General features: G+C 66.0%; 27 protein-coding genes. All 27 read left to right on the forward strand.

Annotated features, from left to right (window positions below; all coding sequences use genetic code 11):
• The first annotated feature begins 686 nt into the window (after nucleotides 1-686).
• The 27 genes from rpsL (at nucleotide 687) to Psi02_RS17545 (ending at nucleotide 17,203) form a co-directional block, all read left to right on the forward strand.
• Entirely contained in the window at nucleotides 687-1,061 is a 375-nt protein-coding gene (gene rpsL / locus Psi02_RS17415) for a 30S ribosomal protein S12 (RefSeq protein WP_061253213.1), read from the forward strand.
• Between the two features lies 1 nt (nucleotide 1,062).
• Nucleotides 1,063-1,533 carry a 30S ribosomal protein S7 gene (gene rpsG / locus Psi02_RS17420; protein ID WP_061253214.1) on the forward strand — a complete coding sequence of 157 codons (471 nt, stop codon included), beginning with the start codon at nucleotides 1,063-1,065 and terminating at the stop codon, nucleotides 1,531-1,533.
• Between the two features lie 39 nt (nucleotides 1,534-1,572).
• Complete coding sequence (fusA, locus tag Psi02_RS17425) at nucleotides 1,573-3,672, forward strand: elongation factor G (protein ID WP_203975333.1); 2,100 nt, start codon at nucleotides 1,573-1,575, stop codon at nucleotides 3,670-3,672.
• 163 nt (nucleotides 3,673-3,835) lie between these two features.
• Complete coding sequence (gene tuf / locus Psi02_RS17430) at nucleotides 3,836-5,029, forward strand: elongation factor Tu (protein ID WP_203953437.1); 1,194 nt, start codon at nucleotides 3,836-3,838, stop codon at nucleotides 5,027-5,029.
• Between the two features lie 244 nt (nucleotides 5,030-5,273).
• The gene (rpsJ, locus tag Psi02_RS17435; RefSeq protein WP_012887830.1) at nucleotides 5,274-5,582 is read left to right on the forward strand and encodes a 30S ribosomal protein S10; all 309 of its coding nucleotides are present in this window, start codon (nucleotides 5,274-5,276) and stop codon (nucleotides 5,580-5,582) included.
• Nucleotides 5,583-5,596: 14 nt separating this feature from the next.
• Nucleotides 5,597-6,250: a 50S ribosomal protein L3 gene (gene rplC, locus Psi02_RS17440; RefSeq protein WP_203975334.1), complete on the forward strand. Its 654-nt coding sequence runs from the start codon at nucleotides 5,597-5,599 to the stop codon at nucleotides 6,248-6,250.
• The gene (gene rplD / locus Psi02_RS17445; protein WP_203953439.1) at nucleotides 6,247-6,897 is read left to right on the forward strand and encodes a 50S ribosomal protein L4; all 651 of its coding nucleotides are present in this window, start codon (nucleotides 6,247-6,249) and stop codon (nucleotides 6,895-6,897) included. Before rplC ends, rplD begins: the two co-directional genes overlap by 4 nt.
• Nucleotides 6,897-7,199, forward strand: a complete 303-nt coding sequence (gene rplW, locus Psi02_RS17450; RefSeq protein WP_203953440.1) for a 50S ribosomal protein L23 — start codon at nucleotides 6,897-6,899, stop codon at nucleotides 7,197-7,199. The genes rplD and rplW overlap by 1 nt, the downstream gene beginning before the upstream one ends.
• Before the next feature lie 129 nt (nucleotides 7,200-7,328).
• On the forward strand, nucleotides 7,329-8,165 hold the full coding sequence (rplB, locus tag Psi02_RS17455; protein WP_203953441.1) for a 50S ribosomal protein L2: 837 nt from the start codon (nucleotides 7,329-7,331) through the stop codon (nucleotides 8,163-8,165).
• Nucleotides 8,166-8,176: 11 nt separating this feature from the next.
• A complete protein-coding gene (gene rpsS, locus Psi02_RS17460) occupies nucleotides 8,177-8,455 on the forward strand; it encodes a 30S ribosomal protein S19 (protein WP_203975335.1) in 279 nt (92 codons plus the stop codon).
• 33 nt (nucleotides 8,456-8,488) lie between these two features.
• Complete coding sequence (gene rplV / locus Psi02_RS17465; RefSeq protein WP_203943336.1) at nucleotides 8,489-8,848, forward strand: 50S ribosomal protein L22; 360 nt, start codon at nucleotides 8,489-8,491, stop codon at nucleotides 8,846-8,848.
• Nucleotides 8,848-9,720 carry a 30S ribosomal protein S3 gene (gene rpsC, locus Psi02_RS17470; protein ID WP_203975336.1) on the forward strand — a complete coding sequence of 291 codons (873 nt, stop codon included), beginning with the start codon at nucleotides 8,848-8,850 and terminating at the stop codon, nucleotides 9,718-9,720. Before rplV ends, rpsC begins: the two co-directional genes overlap by 1 nt.
• Before the next feature lie 2 nt (nucleotides 9,721-9,722).
• Complete coding sequence (rplP, locus tag Psi02_RS17475; protein ID WP_203953444.1) at nucleotides 9,723-10,142, forward strand: 50S ribosomal protein L16; 420 nt, start codon at nucleotides 9,723-9,725, stop codon at nucleotides 10,140-10,142.
• A complete protein-coding gene (gene rpmC / locus Psi02_RS17480) occupies nucleotides 10,142-10,378 on the forward strand; it encodes a 50S ribosomal protein L29 (protein ID WP_203885784.1) in 237 nt (78 codons plus the stop codon). The genes rplP and rpmC overlap by 1 nt, the downstream gene beginning before the upstream one ends.
• Nucleotides 10,371-10,655, forward strand: a complete 285-nt coding sequence (rpsQ, locus tag Psi02_RS17485; RefSeq protein ID WP_203953445.1) for a 30S ribosomal protein S17 — start codon at nucleotides 10,371-10,373, stop codon at nucleotides 10,653-10,655. Before rpmC ends, rpsQ begins: the two co-directional genes overlap by 8 nt.
• Before the next feature lie 180 nt (nucleotides 10,656-10,835).
• The gene (rplN, locus tag Psi02_RS17490) at nucleotides 10,836-11,204 is read left to right on the forward strand and encodes a 50S ribosomal protein L14 (protein ID WP_036328509.1); all 369 of its coding nucleotides are present in this window, start codon (nucleotides 10,836-10,838) and stop codon (nucleotides 11,202-11,204) included.
• Complete coding sequence (rplX, locus tag Psi02_RS17495; protein ID WP_425564414.1) at nucleotides 11,205-11,525, forward strand: 50S ribosomal protein L24; 321 nt, start codon at nucleotides 11,205-11,207, stop codon at nucleotides 11,523-11,525.
• A complete protein-coding gene (gene rplE / locus Psi02_RS17500; protein ID WP_203953446.1) occupies nucleotides 11,525-12,094 on the forward strand; it encodes a 50S ribosomal protein L5 in 570 nt (189 codons plus the stop codon). The genes rplX and rplE overlap by 1 nt, the downstream gene beginning before the upstream one ends.
• A gap of 2 nt (nucleotides 12,095-12,096) precedes the next feature.
• The gene (locus tag Psi02_RS17505) at nucleotides 12,097-12,282 is read left to right on the forward strand and encodes a type Z 30S ribosomal protein S14 (protein WP_030451489.1); all 186 of its coding nucleotides are present in this window, start codon (nucleotides 12,097-12,099) and stop codon (nucleotides 12,280-12,282) included.
• Between the two features lie 121 nt (nucleotides 12,283-12,403).
• Complete coding sequence (gene rpsH, locus Psi02_RS17510; RefSeq protein ID WP_203953447.1) at nucleotides 12,404-12,802, forward strand: 30S ribosomal protein S8; 399 nt, start codon at nucleotides 12,404-12,406, stop codon at nucleotides 12,800-12,802.
• Nucleotides 12,803-12,820: 18 nt separating this feature from the next.
• Nucleotides 12,821-13,363, forward strand: a complete 543-nt coding sequence (gene rplF / locus Psi02_RS17515; RefSeq protein WP_203975337.1) for a 50S ribosomal protein L6 — start codon at nucleotides 12,821-12,823, stop codon at nucleotides 13,361-13,363.
• A gap of 2 nt (nucleotides 13,364-13,365) precedes the next feature.
• Entirely contained in the window at nucleotides 13,366-13,749 is a 384-nt protein-coding gene (gene rplR, locus Psi02_RS17520) for a 50S ribosomal protein L18 (protein ID WP_203975339.1), read from the forward strand.
• A gap of 40 nt (nucleotides 13,750-13,789) precedes the next feature.
• Entirely contained in the window at nucleotides 13,790-14,419 is a 630-nt protein-coding gene (rpsE, locus tag Psi02_RS17525; protein WP_203975341.1) for a 30S ribosomal protein S5, read from the forward strand.
• 3 nt (nucleotides 14,420-14,422) lie between these two features.
• Nucleotides 14,423-14,605: a 50S ribosomal protein L30 gene (rpmD, locus tag Psi02_RS17530; RefSeq protein ID WP_203953451.1), complete on the forward strand. Its 183-nt coding sequence runs from the start codon at nucleotides 14,423-14,425 to the stop codon at nucleotides 14,603-14,605.
• Between the two features lie 2 nt (nucleotides 14,606-14,607).
• A complete protein-coding gene (gene rplO, locus Psi02_RS17535; protein ID WP_203975342.1) occupies nucleotides 14,608-15,063 on the forward strand; it encodes a 50S ribosomal protein L15 in 456 nt (151 codons plus the stop codon).
• 179 nt (nucleotides 15,064-15,242) lie between these two features.
• Nucleotides 15,243-16,550 carry a preprotein translocase subunit SecY gene (gene secY / locus Psi02_RS17540; protein WP_203975343.1) on the forward strand — a complete coding sequence of 436 codons (1,308 nt, stop codon included), beginning with the start codon at nucleotides 15,243-15,245 and terminating at the stop codon, nucleotides 16,548-16,550.
• On the forward strand, nucleotides 16,550-17,203 hold the full coding sequence (locus Psi02_RS17545) for an adenylate kinase (RefSeq protein ID WP_203975344.1): 654 nt from the start codon (nucleotides 16,550-16,552) through the stop codon (nucleotides 17,201-17,203). Before secY ends, Psi02_RS17545 begins: the two co-directional genes overlap by 1 nt.
• The last annotated feature ends 76 nt before the right edge of the window (nucleotides 17,204-17,279 follow it).

Consider the following 17,279-nt stretch of genomic DNA (forward strand, 5'->3'; position numbering starts at 1 on the left):
AAACGCCCGGAGGGGATCCCCCCTCCGGGCGTTTTCTATATTCATGGTTCTCGCTCCGCTCGGACGGGGTCGCCCATTCGGCCAGCCGGGTGTGCGAGGGGCGCGGCGGTGCCTGGACTGAGGGGCGAGGGGGGAGCGAGGAACGAGCGACCCCGAGCGTCGAGGGCCGTGTTCATGGCGCGCCTTCGGCACGACCGATCGCCTCGAAGGCGCCCCGAGCCCGCCGCGCCGGAGGTGAGGCAATCGGGCGCGAAATGGCCGGAAGACCTGTCCCGTGCCGGTAGACTTCGCTAAGAGCCCAGTGGCGGCCTGTGAGGAAGGCAGGACGCGGGGGCCATGGCACGGATCACAATCGACCTGGCGGCAACTGTTTTGACTCGTTGCGTCGTGCTGGGTAATCTTTGTCTTCGTGCCCATGGACTCCATGGGCTCGCATGCGTGCGCTCGGAGGTCGTTCCCGATGGGGAAGGCTAGAGCGGCGTGTGACTCCTCCAGATCGGCCGGGCTTTCCGGGTGTGAGTGCGCTCAGTGCGCGACACGCCCGACCGCGTGGGCCGAAGGAGACGAAAAACCAGCAGGTCATGACACCGGCAGCGCCTGCGAAATGCACGGCCTGGAACGGGAAGCCACGGCGTCCCGGCCCAGGAACATACGTATCACCGGCCAAGGCACGAAACGGAGACGCGGTGCCCACCATTCAGCAGTTGGTCCGAAAGGGCCGGCAGGACAAGGTCAGTAAGACCAAGACTCCTGCTCTCAAGGGAAGCCCGCAGCGACGCGGCGTGTGCACGCGCGTGTACACCACGACCCCCAAGAAGCCCAACTCGGCGCTGCGCAAGGTGGCCCGTGTTCGGCTCACCAACGGCATCGAGGTCACGGCGTACATCCCTGGAGTGGGTCACAACCTCCAGGAGCACTCGATCGTGCTGGTGCGTGGCGGTCGTGTGAAGGACCTGCCGGGTGTTCGCTACAAGATCATCCGTGGCTCGCTGGACACCCAGGGTGTCCGTAACCGCAAGCAGGCCCGTAGCCGTTACGGCGCGAAGAAGGAGAAGAGCTGACATGCCGCGCAAGGGTTCCCCTGGCCGCCGCCAGCTTGTCGCTGACCCGGTGCACAACTCCCCGTTGGTCACGGCGCTGATCAACAAGGTTCTCCTGGACGGCAAGCGCTCGATCGCCCAGTCGATCGTGTACGGCGCCCTCGAGGGTTGCAAGGACAAGACCGGCAACGACCCTGTCGTCACCCTCAAGCGGGCGCTCGACAACGTCAAGCCCACTCTCGAGGTCCGCAGCCGGCGCGTCGGCGGTGCGACCTACCAGGTGCCGGTCGAGGTGCGCGCCGCGCGCAGCACCACGCTGGCCCTGCGGTGGCTCGTGCAGTACTCCCGGGCCCGCCGTGAGAAGACCATGACCGAGCGGCTCATGAACGAGCTTCTCGACGCGAGCAACGGCCTCGGCGCCAGCGTGAAGCGGCGCGAGGACACCCACAAGATGGCCGAGTCCAACAAGGCCTTCGCTCACTACCGCTGGTAGTCGGCGGAATTTCGACGAGACGACGAGGACGCGAGAGAAGTGGCCGCAAGTACCGCTCTTGACCTGGCCAAGGTCCGCAACATTGGGATCATCGCCCATATCGATGCGGGCAAGACCACCACGACCGAGCGCATCCTGTTCTACACCGGCATCAACTACAAGATCGGTGAAGTCCACGATGGCGCTGCCACCATGGACTGGATGGAGCAGGAGCAGGAGCGCGGCATCACGATCACGTCGGCCGCGACCACCTGCGAGTGGGACGGTCACACGATCAACATCATCGACACCCCGGGTCACGTCGACTTCACCATCGAGGTCGAGCGCAACCTTCGTGTCCTTGACGGTGCGGTCACCGTGTTCGACGGCGTCGCGGGTGTCGAGCCCCAGTCCGAGACCGTGTGGCGTCAGGCCGACCGCTATGACGTCCCGCGCATCTGCTTCGTCAACAAGATGGACCGGGTCGGCGCGGAGTTCCACCGCTGTGTCGACATGATGATCAACCGTCTGGGCGCGACCCCGGCGGTCATCCAGCTCCCCTGGGGCGTTGAGTCCGACTTCAAGGGCGTCATCGACCTGGTGCGGATGAAGGGTCTGATCTGGCCCATCGAGGCGGCCAAGGGCGAGATGTACGACGTCGTCGACATCCCGGCCGACCACGCCGACGCGGCTCGCGAGTGGCGCGACAAGCTGGTCGAGACCGTCTCCGAGAACGACGACGAGCTGATGGAGCTCTTCCTCGAGGGCGTCGAGCCCACCGAGGAGCAGCTCGTCGCGGCCCTTCGCCGCGCGACGCTGAAGAGCGCGATCAACCCTGTCCTGTGCGGCACGGCGTTCAAGAACAAGGGCGTGCAGCCCCTGCTCGACGCCGTCGTGGCCTACCTCCCCGCGCCCATCGACATCCCGGCCTTCAAGGGCCACGCCGTCGGGCACGAGGACCAGGTCGTCGAGCGCCACGCGGACCCGAACGAGCCGTTCTCCGCGCTGGCGTTCAAGATCATGAGCGACCCGCACCTGGGCAAGCTCACCTACCTCCGCATCTACTCGGGTTCGCTCGAGACCGGCACCAGTGTCATCAACTCGGTGAAGGGCAAGAAGGAGCGGATCGGCAAGATCTACCAGATGCACGCCAACAAGCGTGCTGAGCTTCCTTCGTCCTCCGCCGGCGCCATCGTCGCGGTCATGGGCCTGAAGGACACCACCACCGGTGACACGCTCTGCGACCCGAGCAATCCGGTCGTCCTCGAGTCGATGACGTTCCCGGCGCCGGTCATCAGCGTCGCGATCGAGCCGAAGACCAAGGGCGACCAGGAGAAGCTGGGCACCGCGATCCAGCGGCTGGCCGAGGAGGACCCGTCCTTCCAGGTCCGCCGGGACGAGGAGACCGGGCAGACGGTCATCTGGGGTATGGGTGAGCTCCACCTGGAGATCATCGTCGACCGGATGCGCCGTGAGTTCAAGGTCGAGGCGAACATCGGCCGTCCTCAGGTGGCGTACCGCGAGACCATTCGCCGCAAGGTGGAGAAGGTCGAGTACACGCACAAGAAGCAGACCGGTGGTTCCGGTCAGTTCGCTCGCGTGATCATCGACCTCGAGCCGCTGGGCGAGGGCAACGACGGGTACGAGTTCGAGAACAAGGTTTCCGGTGGCCGCATCCCGCGGGAGTACATCCCGTCGGTGGACGCCGGCGCCCAGGAGGCCGCCGAGTTCGGCGTGCTCGCCGGGTACTCGATGGTCGGCGTGAAGGTCATTCTGCGAGACGGTGCCTTCCACGAGGTCGACTCGTCGGAAATGGCCTTCAAGATCGCCGGCTCGATGGCCTTCAAGGAGGCCGCGCGCAAGGCCGACGCCGTGCTCCTCGAGCCGATGATGGCCGTCGAGGTCGTCACGCCCGAGGACTACATGGGTGACGTCATCGGCGACCTGAACGGTCGTCGCGGGCAGATCCAGTCGATGGATGAGCGCGCCGGCGCTCGCGTCATCACCGCGCTCGTCCCCCTCTCTGAGATGTTCGGCTACGTGGGCGACCTGCGTAGCAAGACGCAGGGACGGGCGAGCTACAGCATGCAGTTCGACTCCTACGCGGAGGTGCCCCCGGGCATCGCCAAGGAGATCGTCGCGAAGGCTCGGGGCGAATAGTTCCGCGCCGCTCCGGAGGGGGCGTCGATGCAGATCGACGCCCCGTTTCCGGAGAGGCTCGGGACGTGAGTCCCTTCGCGTACGGCAGGGCACCCTGTGCCGGGCCGTACGGAGCCTGAGTTGGAAACGCAAGGCAAGTCAGAATCTCTAAGGAGACAGAGCAGTGGCCAAGGCCAAGTTCGAGCGGAACAAGCCGCACGTGAACATCGGCACCATTGGGCACATCGACCACGGCAAGACCACTCTGACCGCGGCGATCACCAAGGTGCTCCACGACCGTTACCCGCAGCTCAACGAGGCGACCCCGTTCGACAAGATCGACAAGGCGCCCGAGGAGAAGGCTCGCGGAATCACGATCTCCATCGCGCACGTCGAGTACCAGACCGAGAAGCGCCACTACGCCCACGTGGACTGCCCCGGTCACGCCGACTACGTGAAGAACATGATCACGGGTGCCGCGCAGATGGACGGCGCGATCCTCGTGGTCGCCGCCACCGACGGCCCGATGCCGCAGACCAAGGAGCACGTGCTCCTGGCCCGCCAGGTCGGCGTCCCCTACATCGTCGTCGCCCTGAACAAGGCCGACATGGTCGACGATGAGGAGATCCTGGAGCTCGTCGAGCTCGAGGTCCGTGAGCTGCTGTCCGCCCAGGAGTTCCCGGGCGACGACCTGCCGGTCGTGCGCGTCTCGGCGCTGAAGGCGCTTGAGGGCGACGAGAAGTGGGCCGACAGCATCATCGAGCTCATGACCGCCGTGGACGACAACGTCCCCGAGCCGGTTCGTGAGACCGAGAAGCCGTTCCTGATGCCGATCGAGGACGTGTTCTCGATCACCGGTCGTGGCACCGTCGTCACCGGCCGTATCGAGCGCGGCATCGTCAAGGTCAACGAGACCGTCGACATCATCGGCATCAAGGAGAAGAGCACCACGACGACCGTCACCGGTGTCGAGATGTTCCGCAAGCTCCTCGATGAGGGTCAGGCCGGCGACAACGTGGGTCTGCTCCTGCGCGGCATCAAGCGCGAGGACGTCGAGCGCGGCCAGTGTGTCATCAAGCCGGGCACGACCACCCCGCACACCGAGTTCGAGGCGCAGGTCTACATCCTGTCCAAGGACGAGGGCGGCCGCCACACGCCGTTCTTCAACAACTACCGCCCGCAGTTCTACTTCCGTACGACGGACGTTACGGGCGTGGTGACCCTGCCGGAGGGCACCGAGATGGTCATGCCCGGTGACAACACCGAGATGACCGTCCAGCTCATCCAGCCGATCGCGATGGAGGAAGGCCTCAAGTTCGCGATCCGTGAGGGTGGCCGCACCGTCGGCGCCGGTCGAGTGACGAAGATCATCAAGTAGCACCACCGCGGAGTGGCGGTCAGGCCCGCACGGACCTGACCGCCGCACCACGGAGGGGCCCGCAAAGCCCCAGCCCACGGACGACGAGACCGTGATCTCGCAGTGGTTTCGGCAGGTGATGACCGAAACGACTGCCAGATCACGGAGAACCGGACGAGATCCGGACGCCGATCGCGGGAAAACAGCAGCGGCAACAGGCCGCATGAAGCTTTATACGACGACAGCGAAGGACACCGAGGCCACTATGGCGGGACAGAAGATCCGCATCCGGCTCAAGGCGTATGACCACGAGGTCATCGACAGCTCGGCCAAGAAGATCGTCGAGACGGTGACGCGGACCGGCGCCAAGGTCGCTGGCCCGGTGCCGCTGCCGACCGAGAAGAACGTGTACTGCGTCATCCGGTCGCCGCACAAGTACAAGGACAGCCGCGAGCACTTTGAGATGCGTACGCACAAGCGGCTGATTGACATCATCGACCCGACGCCGAAGACCGTCGACTCGCTCATGCGTCTCGACCTTCCTGCCGGCGTCGACATCTCGATCAAGCTCTGAGGGAACGCACTGACATGGCTAAGCAGATCAAGGGCGTCCTGGGCAAGAAGCTCGGCATGACCCAGGTCTTCGACGAGGGGAACCGGCTGGTTCCGGTGACCGTCGTCGAGGCCGGTCCGTGTGTGGTGACCAGGGTCCGCACGCCTGAGCAGGACGGCTACTCCGCCGTGCAGCTCGGCTACGGGCAGGTCGACCCACGGAAGGTCAACAAGCCGCTGGGCGACTACTTGCGCAAGCACGACATCACCCCGCGCCGCTACTTCACCGAGGTTCGCACCGACGACGCCTCCGAGTACACCCTCGGCCAGGAAGTCCTCGCGGACACCTTCGAGGCCGGGCAGTACATCGACGTCACCGGCAAGAGCAAGGGCAAGGGCTTCGCCGGCGTCATGAAGCGCCACAACTTCCGTGGTCTCAGCGCCTCGCACGGTACCCAGCGCAAGCACCGCTCCCCGGGCTCCATCGGCGGTTGCGCCACCCCGGGCCGCGTGTTCAAGGGCCTGCGCATGGCCGGCCGGATGGGTAACGTCCGCGTGACCATCCAGAGCCTGAAGGTCCACGCCGTCGACGCCGAGAAGGGCCTCATCCTGATCAAGGGTGCGATCCCCGGCGCCAACGGCAGCCTGGTCCTCATCCGCACCGCTGCCAAGAAGGGGGCTGCCAAGTGAGCTCCACCATTGACGTCCTCGACGCCAGCGGCAAGAAGGCGGGCTCTGTAGACCTGCCTGAGGCCGTCTTCGGCGCCAAGGTCAACATCCCGCTGATCCACCAGGTCGTGATCGCGCAGCTCGCCGCTCGCCGGCAGGGCACGCACAAGACCAAGACCCGTGGTGAGGTCAGCGGTGGCGGCAAGAAGCCTTACCGCCAGAAGGGCACCGGCCGGGCCCGCCAGGGTTCGACCCGCGCTCCCCAGTTCACCGGTGGTGGCGTCGTCCACGGACCGCAGCCGCGCTCGTACGAGCAGCGGACGCCCAAGAAGATGAAGGCCGCCGCTCTGCGCGGCGCCCTGTCGGACCGGGCCCTCGGCGGACGCGTCCACGTGGTGAGCACCCTGGTCACGGGCGACACGCCCAAGACCAAGGCGGCGCTGCAGGCGCTCCGGAAGATCACTGAGGCTCGCAGCGTGCTCGTCGTGGTCGACGAGAACGACGAGGCCAGCTGGCTGAGCCTGCGCAACGCTCCCGAGGTCCACCTGTTGGACGCCGGGCAGCTGAACACCTACGACGTTCTGTGCCATGACGACGTGGTCTTCACTCAGGAGGCCTACGAGCAGGTCGTGGCGCGGCTCACGAGCAGCGGGAAGGAAGAGGGCTGATGCAGAAGATCGCCGACCCTCGGGACATCATCCTCAAGCCGATCGTCTCTGAGAAGAGCTACGGCCTGATCGATGAGCACAACAAGTACACCTTCCTGGTGCGCAAGGATGTGAACAAGACGCAGGTGAAGATCGCCATCGAGCAGATCTTCGGTGTCAAGGTCACCAGCGTGAACACGATCAACCGCCAGGGCAAGCGCAAGCGGACCAGGACGGGCTTCGGCCAGCGCCCTGACACCAAGCGCGCGATCGTGAGCCTGGCGGAGGGCGAGCGGATCGACATCTTCGGTCAGATCGGCTAACTCCGCCACACGAAGGGACGGGCCGCCTCGCCGGGAGGCGGGACGGCCGGTCCTGGAAAGTCAGCACCGGGGGGACCGCCGTGAGGCGGACCCCTACCGGTATGAACCGACGAAGGATGAACGAAAAAGATGGGCATCCGCAAATACAAGCCGACGACACCGGGTCGTCGCGGCGCGAGCGTCTCGGACTTTGCCGAGATCACGCGCAGCACCCCGGAGAAGTCGCTGCTTGCACCCCTGCACAGCAAGGGCGGCCGTAACGTTCATGGCCGGGTAACCGCCCGGCACCAGGGAGGCGGGCACAAGCGCGCCTACCGGATCATCGACTTCCGCCGCCACGACAAGGACGGGATCCCGGCCAAGGTCGCTCACATCGAGTACGACCCGAACCGGACGTCCCGCATCGCGCTGCTGCACTACGCCGACGGCGAGAAGCGCTACATCCTCGCGCCCGCCGGCCTCAAGCAGGGGGACCGCATCGAGAACGGCCCCGGGGCCGACATCAAGCCGGGCAACTGCCTGCCGCTGCGCAACATCCCGACCGGTACCTTCATCCACGCGGTGGAGCTCCGTCCGGGTGGTGGCGCCAAGCTCGGCCGTAGCGCCGGTGCGCAGATCCAGCTGCTCGCCAAGGAGGGCACCTACGCCACGCTGCGTATGCCCTCCGGAGAAATGCGCCAGGTCGACCTGCGCTGCCGGGCCTCTGTCGGCCAGGTGGGCAACGCCGAGCAGGCCAACATCAATCTCGGTAAGGCCGGCCGCAACCGTTGGAAGGGCAAGCGCCCCACGGTCCGCGGTGTCGCCATGAACCCGGTCGACCACCCGCACGGTGGTGGTGAGGGCAAGACCTCCGGTGGTCGTCACCCGGTGAACCCCAAGGGCAAGCCCGAGGGCCGCACCCGGCAGGCGAACAAGCCGAGCGACCGGCTGATCATCCGTCGTCGGAGTAAGCGGAAGAAGCGGTAGGAGCAGCCAAAATGCCACGTAGCCTAAAGAAGGGCCCCTTCGTGGACGATCACCTTCAGAAGAAGGTGGACGTACAGAACGACAAGGGCACCAAGAACGTCATCAAGACGTGGTCGCGGCGCTCCATGATCGTGCCGGACATGATCGGTCACACGATCGCCGTGCACGACGGCCGCAAGCACGTCCCGGTGTTCATCACCGACTCGATGATCGGTCACAAGCTCGGAGAGTTCGCGCCTACGCGGACGTTCCGCAGCCACGTCAAGGAAGACCGCCGCAGCCGGCGGTAAGCGCCTTCAAAGTAAGCATCAGAGGAGACAGCGATGGAAGCCAGGGCACAGGCGCGGTTCGCGCGCCACACGCCCCGGAAGGCCCGCCGTGTGGTGGACCTCATTCGCGGGCTGCCCGCTTCGGAGGCGCAGGCCGTGCTGCAGTTCGCTCCCCAGTCGGCGAGCGAGACCGTCTACAAGGTGCTCTCGAGCGCGATCGCGAACGCAGAGCACAACTTCAAGCTCGACCGTGACACGCTCGTCGTGAGCCGCGCGTGGGTCGACGAGGGTCCGACGCTCAAGCGGTTCCGTCCGCGTGCTCAGGGCCGCGCCTACCGGATCAACAAGCGGACGAGCCACATCACGGTGATCGTGGAGTCCCGCGAGCCGAAGCCGAAGGGAAGGACCCGCTAGTGGGCCAGAAGGTTAACCCGCACGGGTTCCGCCTCGGCATCACGACCGACTTCAAGAGCCGGTGGTACGCCGACAAACTCTACAAGTCGTACGTCGCCGAGGACGTGGCGATCCGTCGCATGCTGCAGAAGGGCATGGAGCGGGCCGGCATCTCCAAGGTCGAGATCGAGCGTACGACCGACCGCGTCCAGGTCGACATCCACACCGCCCGGCCGGGCATCGTCATCGGCCGCCGCGGCGCGGAGGCCGACCGCATTCGCGGCGACCTGGAGAAGCTGACCAAGAAGCAGGTCCAGCTGAACATCCTCGAGGTGAAGAACCCCGAGATCGACGCGCAGCTCGTCGCGCAGGGCGTGGCCGAGCAGCTGTCCAGCCGCGTCTCGTTCCGCCGGGCCATGCGTAAGGCCATGCAGTCCGCCATGAAGAGCGGCGCCAAGGGCATCCGTGTCCAGTGCGCCGGCCGCCTCGGCGGTGCGGAGATGTCGCGCTCGGAGTTCTACCGCGAGGGCCGCGTGCCCCTGCACACGCTCCGCGCCGACATCGACTACGGCTTCTACGAGGCCCGCACCACGTTCGGCCGCATCGGCGTGAAGGTGTGGATCTACAAGGGCGAGGCCCCGACGAGCCGCGCCGAGCGTGAGGCCGCCGCGGTCGCGGCGGCAGGCGCCCGCGCCGGCCAGCGTCGCGAGCGTGACGACCGCCGTGGCGGCCCGGGCGGCGGCGACCGTCCGCGTCGTGGTGGCGGCGGCGACCGTCCGCGTCGTGGCGGGGCTGCCGGCGGTCGTTCGGACCGCGCACCCAGAACCGAGGCCGCCGCGCAGGCTGCCCCCGAGACCGGCCCGGCGGAGCAGCCGGGTGCCGAAGGGAGCTGACCATGCTGATCCCTCGCAGGGTCAAGCACCGTAAGCAGCACCGGCCCGACCGTCACGGTGCCGCCAAGGGCGGTACCAGGGTCGTCTTCGGCGAGTTCGGCATTCAGGCGCTTGAGCACTCCTACGTGACCAACCGCCAGATCGAGGCCGCGCGTATCGCCATGACCCGGCACATCCGCCGTGGTGGCAAGGTGTGGATCAACATCTACCCGGACCGTCCCCTCACCAAGAAGCCCGCCGAGACCCGCATGGGTTCCGGTAAGGGTTCTCCGGAGTGGTGGATCGCCAATGTCAAGCCCGGCCGAGTCATGTTCGAGCTGTCCGGTGTCGCCGAGCCCGTGGCCCGTGAGGCCCTGCGCCGTGCGATGCACAAGCTCCCCATGAAGTGCCGGTTTGTGAAGCGTGAAGTGGGTGAGGCGTGATGGCTAAGGGCCTGACCGCCGGTGAGCTGCGGCCCGAGGACCAGGAAGTCCTGGTCCAGAAGCTGAAGGAAGCCAAGGAGGAGCTGTTCAACCTCCGCTTCCAGTCGGCGACCGGACAGTTGGAGAGCCACGGGCGGCTGCGTGCCGTCCGGCGCGAGATCGCCCGTATCTACACCGTGATGCGTGAGCGTGAGCTCGGAATCGTCACGGTCGAGAAGGAGACGAGCGATGGCTGAGACAGCTGAGACAACCGAGAAGCAGGCGCGGAACTACCGCAAGACCCGTGAGGGCCTGGTGGTCAGCGACAAGATGGACAAGACCGTCGTCGTCGCCGTCGAAGACCGCGTCAAGCACCCGCTGTACGGCAAGGTCATCCGCCGTACGACGAAGTACAAGGCCCACGACGAGCAGAACTCGTGCGGCGTCGGCGACCGCGTCCTCCTGATGGAGACCCGGCCGCTGTCGGCCAGCAAGCGCTGGCGCGTCGTCGAGATCCTCGAGAAGGCCAAGTAACAAAAACGCGCCTCGTGGGGGATGGGCGACCATCCCCCATGACGGTGTCCAAGGGTCCGGGCCACCTGGCCCGGTCCGCCAGCGGCGGCGGTCGCAAGGCTGACGCCGAGGGAAAAAGACCACATCAGTTCCGCCAGGCTCACCGGAAGGTGAGAACCGGCGCGACACACAGGAGTTGACGTGATCCAGCAGGAGTCGCGGCTCAAGGTCGCCGACAACACGGGTGCCAAGGAGATTCTCTGCATCCGCGTTCTCGGTGGCTCGGGTCGGCGCTACGCGGGAATCGGCGATGTCATCGTTGCGACGGTGAAGGACGCCATTCCCGGCGGCGGCGTGAAAAAAGGCGACGTTGTCAAGGCTGTCGTGGTGCGCACCGTGAAGGAGCGCCGCCGCCCCGACGGCTCCTACATCCGCTTCGACGAGAACGCCGCAGTCATCATCAAGGACAGCGGTGACCCTCGGGGCACGCGCATCTTCGGCCCGGTCGGCCGAGAGCTGCGTGACAAGAAGTTCATGCGCATCATCTCGCTCGCCCCGGAGGTGTTGTAAATGTCGAAGCTGCATGTGAAGAAGGGTGACCTCGTCAAGGTCATCGCCGGCAAGAACAAGGGTGCCGAGGGCCGGATCATCGCCGCCTTCCCGCGCGAGGAGCGCGTGGTCGTCGAGGGCGTGAACATGGTCAAGAAGCACTCGAAGGAGACCCACCAGGGTCCGCGCGGCGCCAAGGAAGGCGGCGTGCAGACCATGGAGGCCCCCATCCACGTGAGCAACGTCAAGAAGCTCAAGGATGAAGAGAAGCCCAAGGACAAGCCCGAGAAGAAGGCCGCCGCCAAGAGCGACAAGGCCGACGAGACGGGTGAGGACAACTGATGACCGCCACCAGTGAAGAGCGCACCCTTCCGCGCCTCAAGCAGCGCTACCGCGAGGAGATCATCGCGAAGCTGCGTGAGGAGTTCGGCATCGAGAACATCATGCTGGTTCCCTCGATCACCAAGATCAAGGTGAACATGGGTGTCGGCGAGGCCGCGCGCGACTCGAAGCTCATCGAGGGCGCCGTCCGCGATCTCACCGCGATCACCGGTCAGAAGCCGGCCGTCGCCCGCGCCCGCAAGTCCATCGCGCAGTTCAAGCTCCGTGAGGGCATGCCGATCGGCGCCCACGTGACGCTGCGCGGGGACCGCATGTGGGAGTTCCTCGACCGGTTGCTGTCGCTGGCGCTTCCGCGTATCCGTGACTTCCGCGGTCTGTCGCCGAAGCAGTTCGACGGGAACGGCAACTACACCTTCGGACTCACCGAGCAGGTCATGTTCCACGAGGTCGACCAGGACAAGGTCGACCGGCAGCGGGGCATGGACATCACGGTCGTGACCACCGCGAAGAACGACGAGCAGGGGCGAGCGCTGCTGAAGCACCTCGGATTCCCCTTCAAGGAGGCCTGATCATGGCGAAGACGTCGCTCAAGGTCAAGGCAGCACGCAAGCAGAAGTTCGAGGTCCGGGCGTACACTCGGTGCTCGCGCTGTGGCCGCCCGCGCGCTGTCTACCGCAAGTTCGGGCTCTGCCGCGTGTGCTTCCGCGAGATGGCGCACCGGGGCGAGCTGCCCGGCATCACCAAGTCGAGCTGGTAGACCCCGCCCGGGGTCACCCGCCGCATCAGAAGTCATATCAACCGGGCGCCGGCACCGCCGGCGCCCATGACCGCACCGTAGGTCCACTCGATGGAAACCGCGGTGAGGAAGGCCACCGGCCATGACGATGACCGACCCGATCGCAGACATGCTGACGCGTCTGCGTAACGCGAACTCGGCCTATCACGACACCGTCACCATGCCCTACTCGAAGATCAAGGCGCACATCGCCGAGATTCTCCAGCAGGAGGGCTACATCCAGACCTGGAGCGTCGAGGACGCCAAGGTCGGTAAGAACCTCGTGGTGGAGCTGAAGTTCGGCCCCACCCGTGAGCGTTCGCTCGCGGGCCTGCGCCGGGTCTCCAAGCCCGGCCTGCGGGTCTATGCAAAGAAGGACAACCTGCCCCGCGTCCTGGGTGGACTGGGCGTCGCGATCATCTCGACGTCCGGTGGCCTGATGACGGACAAGCAGGCCGGCAAGCGTGGAGTGGGCGGGGAAGTCCTCGCCTACGTCTGGTAAGAGGGGAGGAACCACAGCATGTCGAGAATCGGACGGCTGCCCATCCCCGTACCGGCAGGTGTCGACGTCACCATCAGTGGTCGGGACGTCCAGGTCAAGGGGCCCAAGGGCACGCTCAGCCACACGGTGGCCGAGCCCATCGAGGTCGAGCGGGCAGAGGACGGCACCATCGCCGTCAACCGCCCCAACGACGAGAACAAGGTTCGTGCGCTGCACGGCCTGTCGCGCACTCTGATCGCCAACATGGTGGCGGGCGTGACGCAGGGCTACACGAAGTCCCTGGAGATCGTCGGTGTCGGTTACCGCGTCCAGGCCAAGGGCCCGACGCAGCTGGAGTTCGCTCTGGGCTTCAGCCACCCGGTGATCGTCGACGCGCCCGAGGGCGTGACCTTCCGCGTCGAGCGGCCCACGTTGTTCCACGTGGACGGCATCGACAAGCAGAAGGTCGGCGAGGTCGCCGCCAACATCAGGAAGCTGCGCAAGCCCGACCCGTACAAGGGCAAGGGTGTGCGTTACCAAGGCGAAGTTGTCCGCCGCAAGGTCGGAAAGGCTGGTAAGTAGGCATGGCTGGCAAGACTGCGTTCGGCAAGCACACGGCCGCCCGCGCTGTCTCGCGGGCCCGCCGGCACCACCGAGTCCGCAAGAACGTCTTCGGCACGGAGGAGCGCCCGCGTCTGGTCGTCAACCGGTCCACGCGGCACCTGTTCGTGCAGATCGTCGATGACACCAAGGGGCACACGCTGGTGAGCGTGTCCACGATGGACGCCGCGCTGCGTGGTGCCGAGGGTGACAAGACGGAGAAGGCGAAGAAGGTCGGCGAGCTTCTCGCTCAGCGGGCCAAGACCGCCGGGATCACCGCTGTCGTGTTCGACCGTGGTGGCAACCGCTACGCGGGCCGGTTGGCCGCTCTCGCGGACAGCGCCCGGGAAGGCGGGCTGGAGTTCTGATGTCGGCCCGTCCCATGAGCAATGAGAAGAGGAACCACTGATGGCTGCAGCTCCGCGTCGCGGCGCAAGCGGCGGTGGCGAGCGGCGGGACCGTCGTGACGATCGCCGCGGCGGCGCCGCAGACAAGGGCGTCTCGTACATCGAGCGCGTCGTAAAGATCAACCGAGTCGCCAAGGTCGTCAAGGGCGGTCGGCGCTTCAGCTTCACCGCGCTGGTCATCGTCGGTGACGGCAACGGCCTCGTCGGGGTCGGCTACGGCAAGGCCAAGGAGGTGCCCGCGGCGATCGCCAAGGGCGTCGAGGAGGCCAAGAAGCACTTCTTCAAGGTGCCGCGCATCCAGGGCACCATCCCGCACACCGTGCAGGGTGAGGACGCCGCCGGCGTCGTCCTGCTGCGTCCGGCCTCCGCCGGTACCGGTGTCATCGCGGGTGGTCCGGTGCGCGCCGTCCTGGAGTGCGCCGGAATCCACGACGTGCTGTCCAAGTCGCTCGGTTCGGACAACCCGATCAACATCGTGCACGCCACCGTGGCGGCTCTGAAGGGCCTCAGCAGGCCCGAGGAGATCGCCGCCCGCCGTGGCCTGCCGATCGAGGACGTCGCCCCCAAGGCGATGCTCAGGGCGCGTGCGGAGGGCCTCGCTGAGGCCGCCGCCGCAAAGGCGGTGAGCTAGCCGATGGCTCGGCTGAAGATCACTCAGCTCCGGTCGAAGATCGGTGGCAAGCAGAACCAGCGTGACTCGCTTCGCTCGCTGGGCCTGAAGCGAATCGGCGATGTCGTCGTCAAGGAGGACCGCCCGGAAATCCGGGGCATGGTCGCCGTGGTGACGCACCTCGTCGAGGTCGAAGAGGTGGACTAGTCATGACTGAGAACGCTCCGCTCAAGATCCACGACCTCCGTCCGGCCCCCGGCGCCAACAAGTCCAAGATCCGTAAGGGTCGTGGCGAGGCGTCCAAGGGCAAGACGGCCGGCCGTGGTACCAAGGGCACCAAGTCCCGCACGAACGTCCCGCTCGGCTTCGAGGGTGGCCAGATTCCGCTTCAGCGGCGGCTGCCCAAGCTGAAGGGCTTCTCCAACGCCCTGTTCAAGACGACCTACCAGGTCGTCAACCTGGACAGGCTCGGTGAACTCTTCCCGGACGGCGGCCACGTCACCGTCGACGACATGGTCGTCAAGGGTGCGGTTCGCAAGAACCAGCTCGTCAAGGTGCTGGGAACCGGTGACATCTCCGTGGCGTTGAACGTGCAGGCGCACGCCTTCTCCGCCAGCGCCAAGGAGAAGATCGCCGCTGCCGGAGGCTCGGTTTCCGAGCTTTAGGCTGATGCTGTACGAGGCGCGGAGGTTCGTTATGAGCCTCCGCGCCCGTAGTGCGTTAGAGTTCGCTGGGCAGTGGGCTCGTTTTGCGTCCCACCCGGCTCACTGGCAACAAGACATGTCGATGGACGTCCCCCGGCCATCGCCGACCGTTACCGCGTCTCTGGCGCGCAGGAGGGACCGTGCTAACCGCGATTACCCGGGCATTCCGGACGCCTGACCTGCGCAAGAAGTTGCTCTTCACTTTGGGCATCATCGCGCTTTTCCGGCTTGGCTCGGTGCTTCCTACTCCCGGTGTCAACGCCACCAACGTCCGACTGTGCCTGGACCAGGCGCAGGCGGGTGATTCCAACAACATCTATGGCATGGTGCAGCTGTTCAGCGGTGGTGCGCTGCTGAAGCTGTCGGTGTTCGCGCTCGGCATCATGCCGTACATCACCGCGAGCATCATCCTGCAGCTGCTGACCGTGGTCATCCCGCGGCTCGAGGCCCTGAAGAAGGAGGGCCAGGCGGGCAACGCGAAGATCACGCAGTACACGCGTTACCTCACCATCGGCCTGGGCGTCCTGCAGTCGACCGCGTTCGTCGCGCTCGCCCGCAGTGGTCAGCTGTTCCCGAGTTGCCGCGAGGCGATCCTGCTCAACCAGGACGTCTTCACCATCGTCACGATGGTGGTCACGATGACGGCGGGCACCGCCGTGATCATGTGGCTGGGCGAGCTCGTGACCGACCGCGGCGTGGGCAACGGCATGTCCATCCTGATCTTCACTCAGGTCATCGCCGTCTTCCCGGCCGAGCTGCTGAACATCTACCGGCTCAGCCCGTTCAAGTTCGTCGTGGTGATGGTCGTCGGTGTCGTGATGATCGCCGTGGTGGTCTTCATCGAGCAGGCGCAGCGCCGCATCCCGGTGCAGTACGCCAAGCGAATGGTCGGCCGCCGGATGTACGGCGGAACTTCGACCTACATCCCGCTGAAGGTCAACCAGGCCAGCATCATCCCGGTGATCTTCGCGTCCTCTCTGCTCTACCTGCCGCAGTTGCTCGTCACGATCTTCGGCAACAGCCAGCAGCCCAACGCGGTCATCGAATGGCTCGCGCAGAACCTGGTGAGGGGCGACCACCCGGTCTACATGGCCACGTTCTTCCTCCTCATCATCTTCTTCACCTACTTCTACGTGTCCATCATCTTCAACCCCGTTGACGTCGCCGACAACATGAAGAAGTACGGTGGGTTCATCCCGGGCATCCGTCCGGGCCGGCCGACCGCTGAGTACCTCAGTTTCGTGCTCAACAGGCTCACGGCCGCGGGCGCTCCGTATCTGGGTGTCATCTCGCTCATCCCGATCATCGCGCTCGCGGTGGCCGGTGCCAGCCAGAACTTCCCGTTCGGAGGGACCAGTATTCTGATCATGGTCGGTGTTGGTCTGGACACGGTCAAGCAGATCGAGAGCCAGCTTCAGCAGCGTAACTACGAGGGCTTCCTGAGATAGTGCGCGTCGTCCTGGTAGGGCCCCCCGGAGCGGGCAAGGGGACGCAGGCCCAGTTCATCGCATCGCGTCTGTCGATCCCGAAAATCTCGACAGGCGACATCTTCCGTGCCAACGTCTCCGGCGGCACGGAACTCGGCAAGCTCGCCAAGGGGTACATGGACCGGGGTGATCTCGTCCCCGACGAGGTCACCGTCGCCATGGTCCGTGACCGGCTGTCCGAGGACGACGCGCAGGAGGGCTTCCTGCTCGACGGGTTCCCCAGGAACGTGCCGCAGGCGGAGATCCTGAAGAAGATGCTGGCCGAGTTCGGCACGGGTCTCGATCTCGTCCTGGAACTGGTCGTCGACGATGAGGAGGTCGTCCGCCGGCTGGCGGGACGGCGTACCTGCCGTTCGTGCGGCAAGGTGTGGCACGTCGACTTCGACCCGCCCGCGGTCCCCGGCGTCTGTGACGCGTGCAAGGGGGAGTTGTTCCAACGTGACGACGACCGCGAGGAGACGATCCGGCACCGCCTGGAGGTCTACCAGGAGCAGACCTCGCCGCTGATCTCGTTCTACGCCGACGAGGGGATCCTCGTCGGGGTGGACGCGACCGGTCCGGTCGAAGAGGTCACCCAGCGTGCGATGTCCGCGCTCCGGCGGTTCGCCGACTGATCCGTTACCGTGGCAACGAACGCCATCCCTATCCTTGGGGTGGCGTTCAGTCATTTATGGGACAATCCCGAAAGGG

Source organism: Planotetraspora silvatica (genome assembly GCF_016863315.1).
Classification (GTDB): domain Bacteria; phylum Actinomycetota; class Actinomycetes; order Streptosporangiales; family Streptosporangiaceae; genus Planotetraspora; species Planotetraspora silvatica.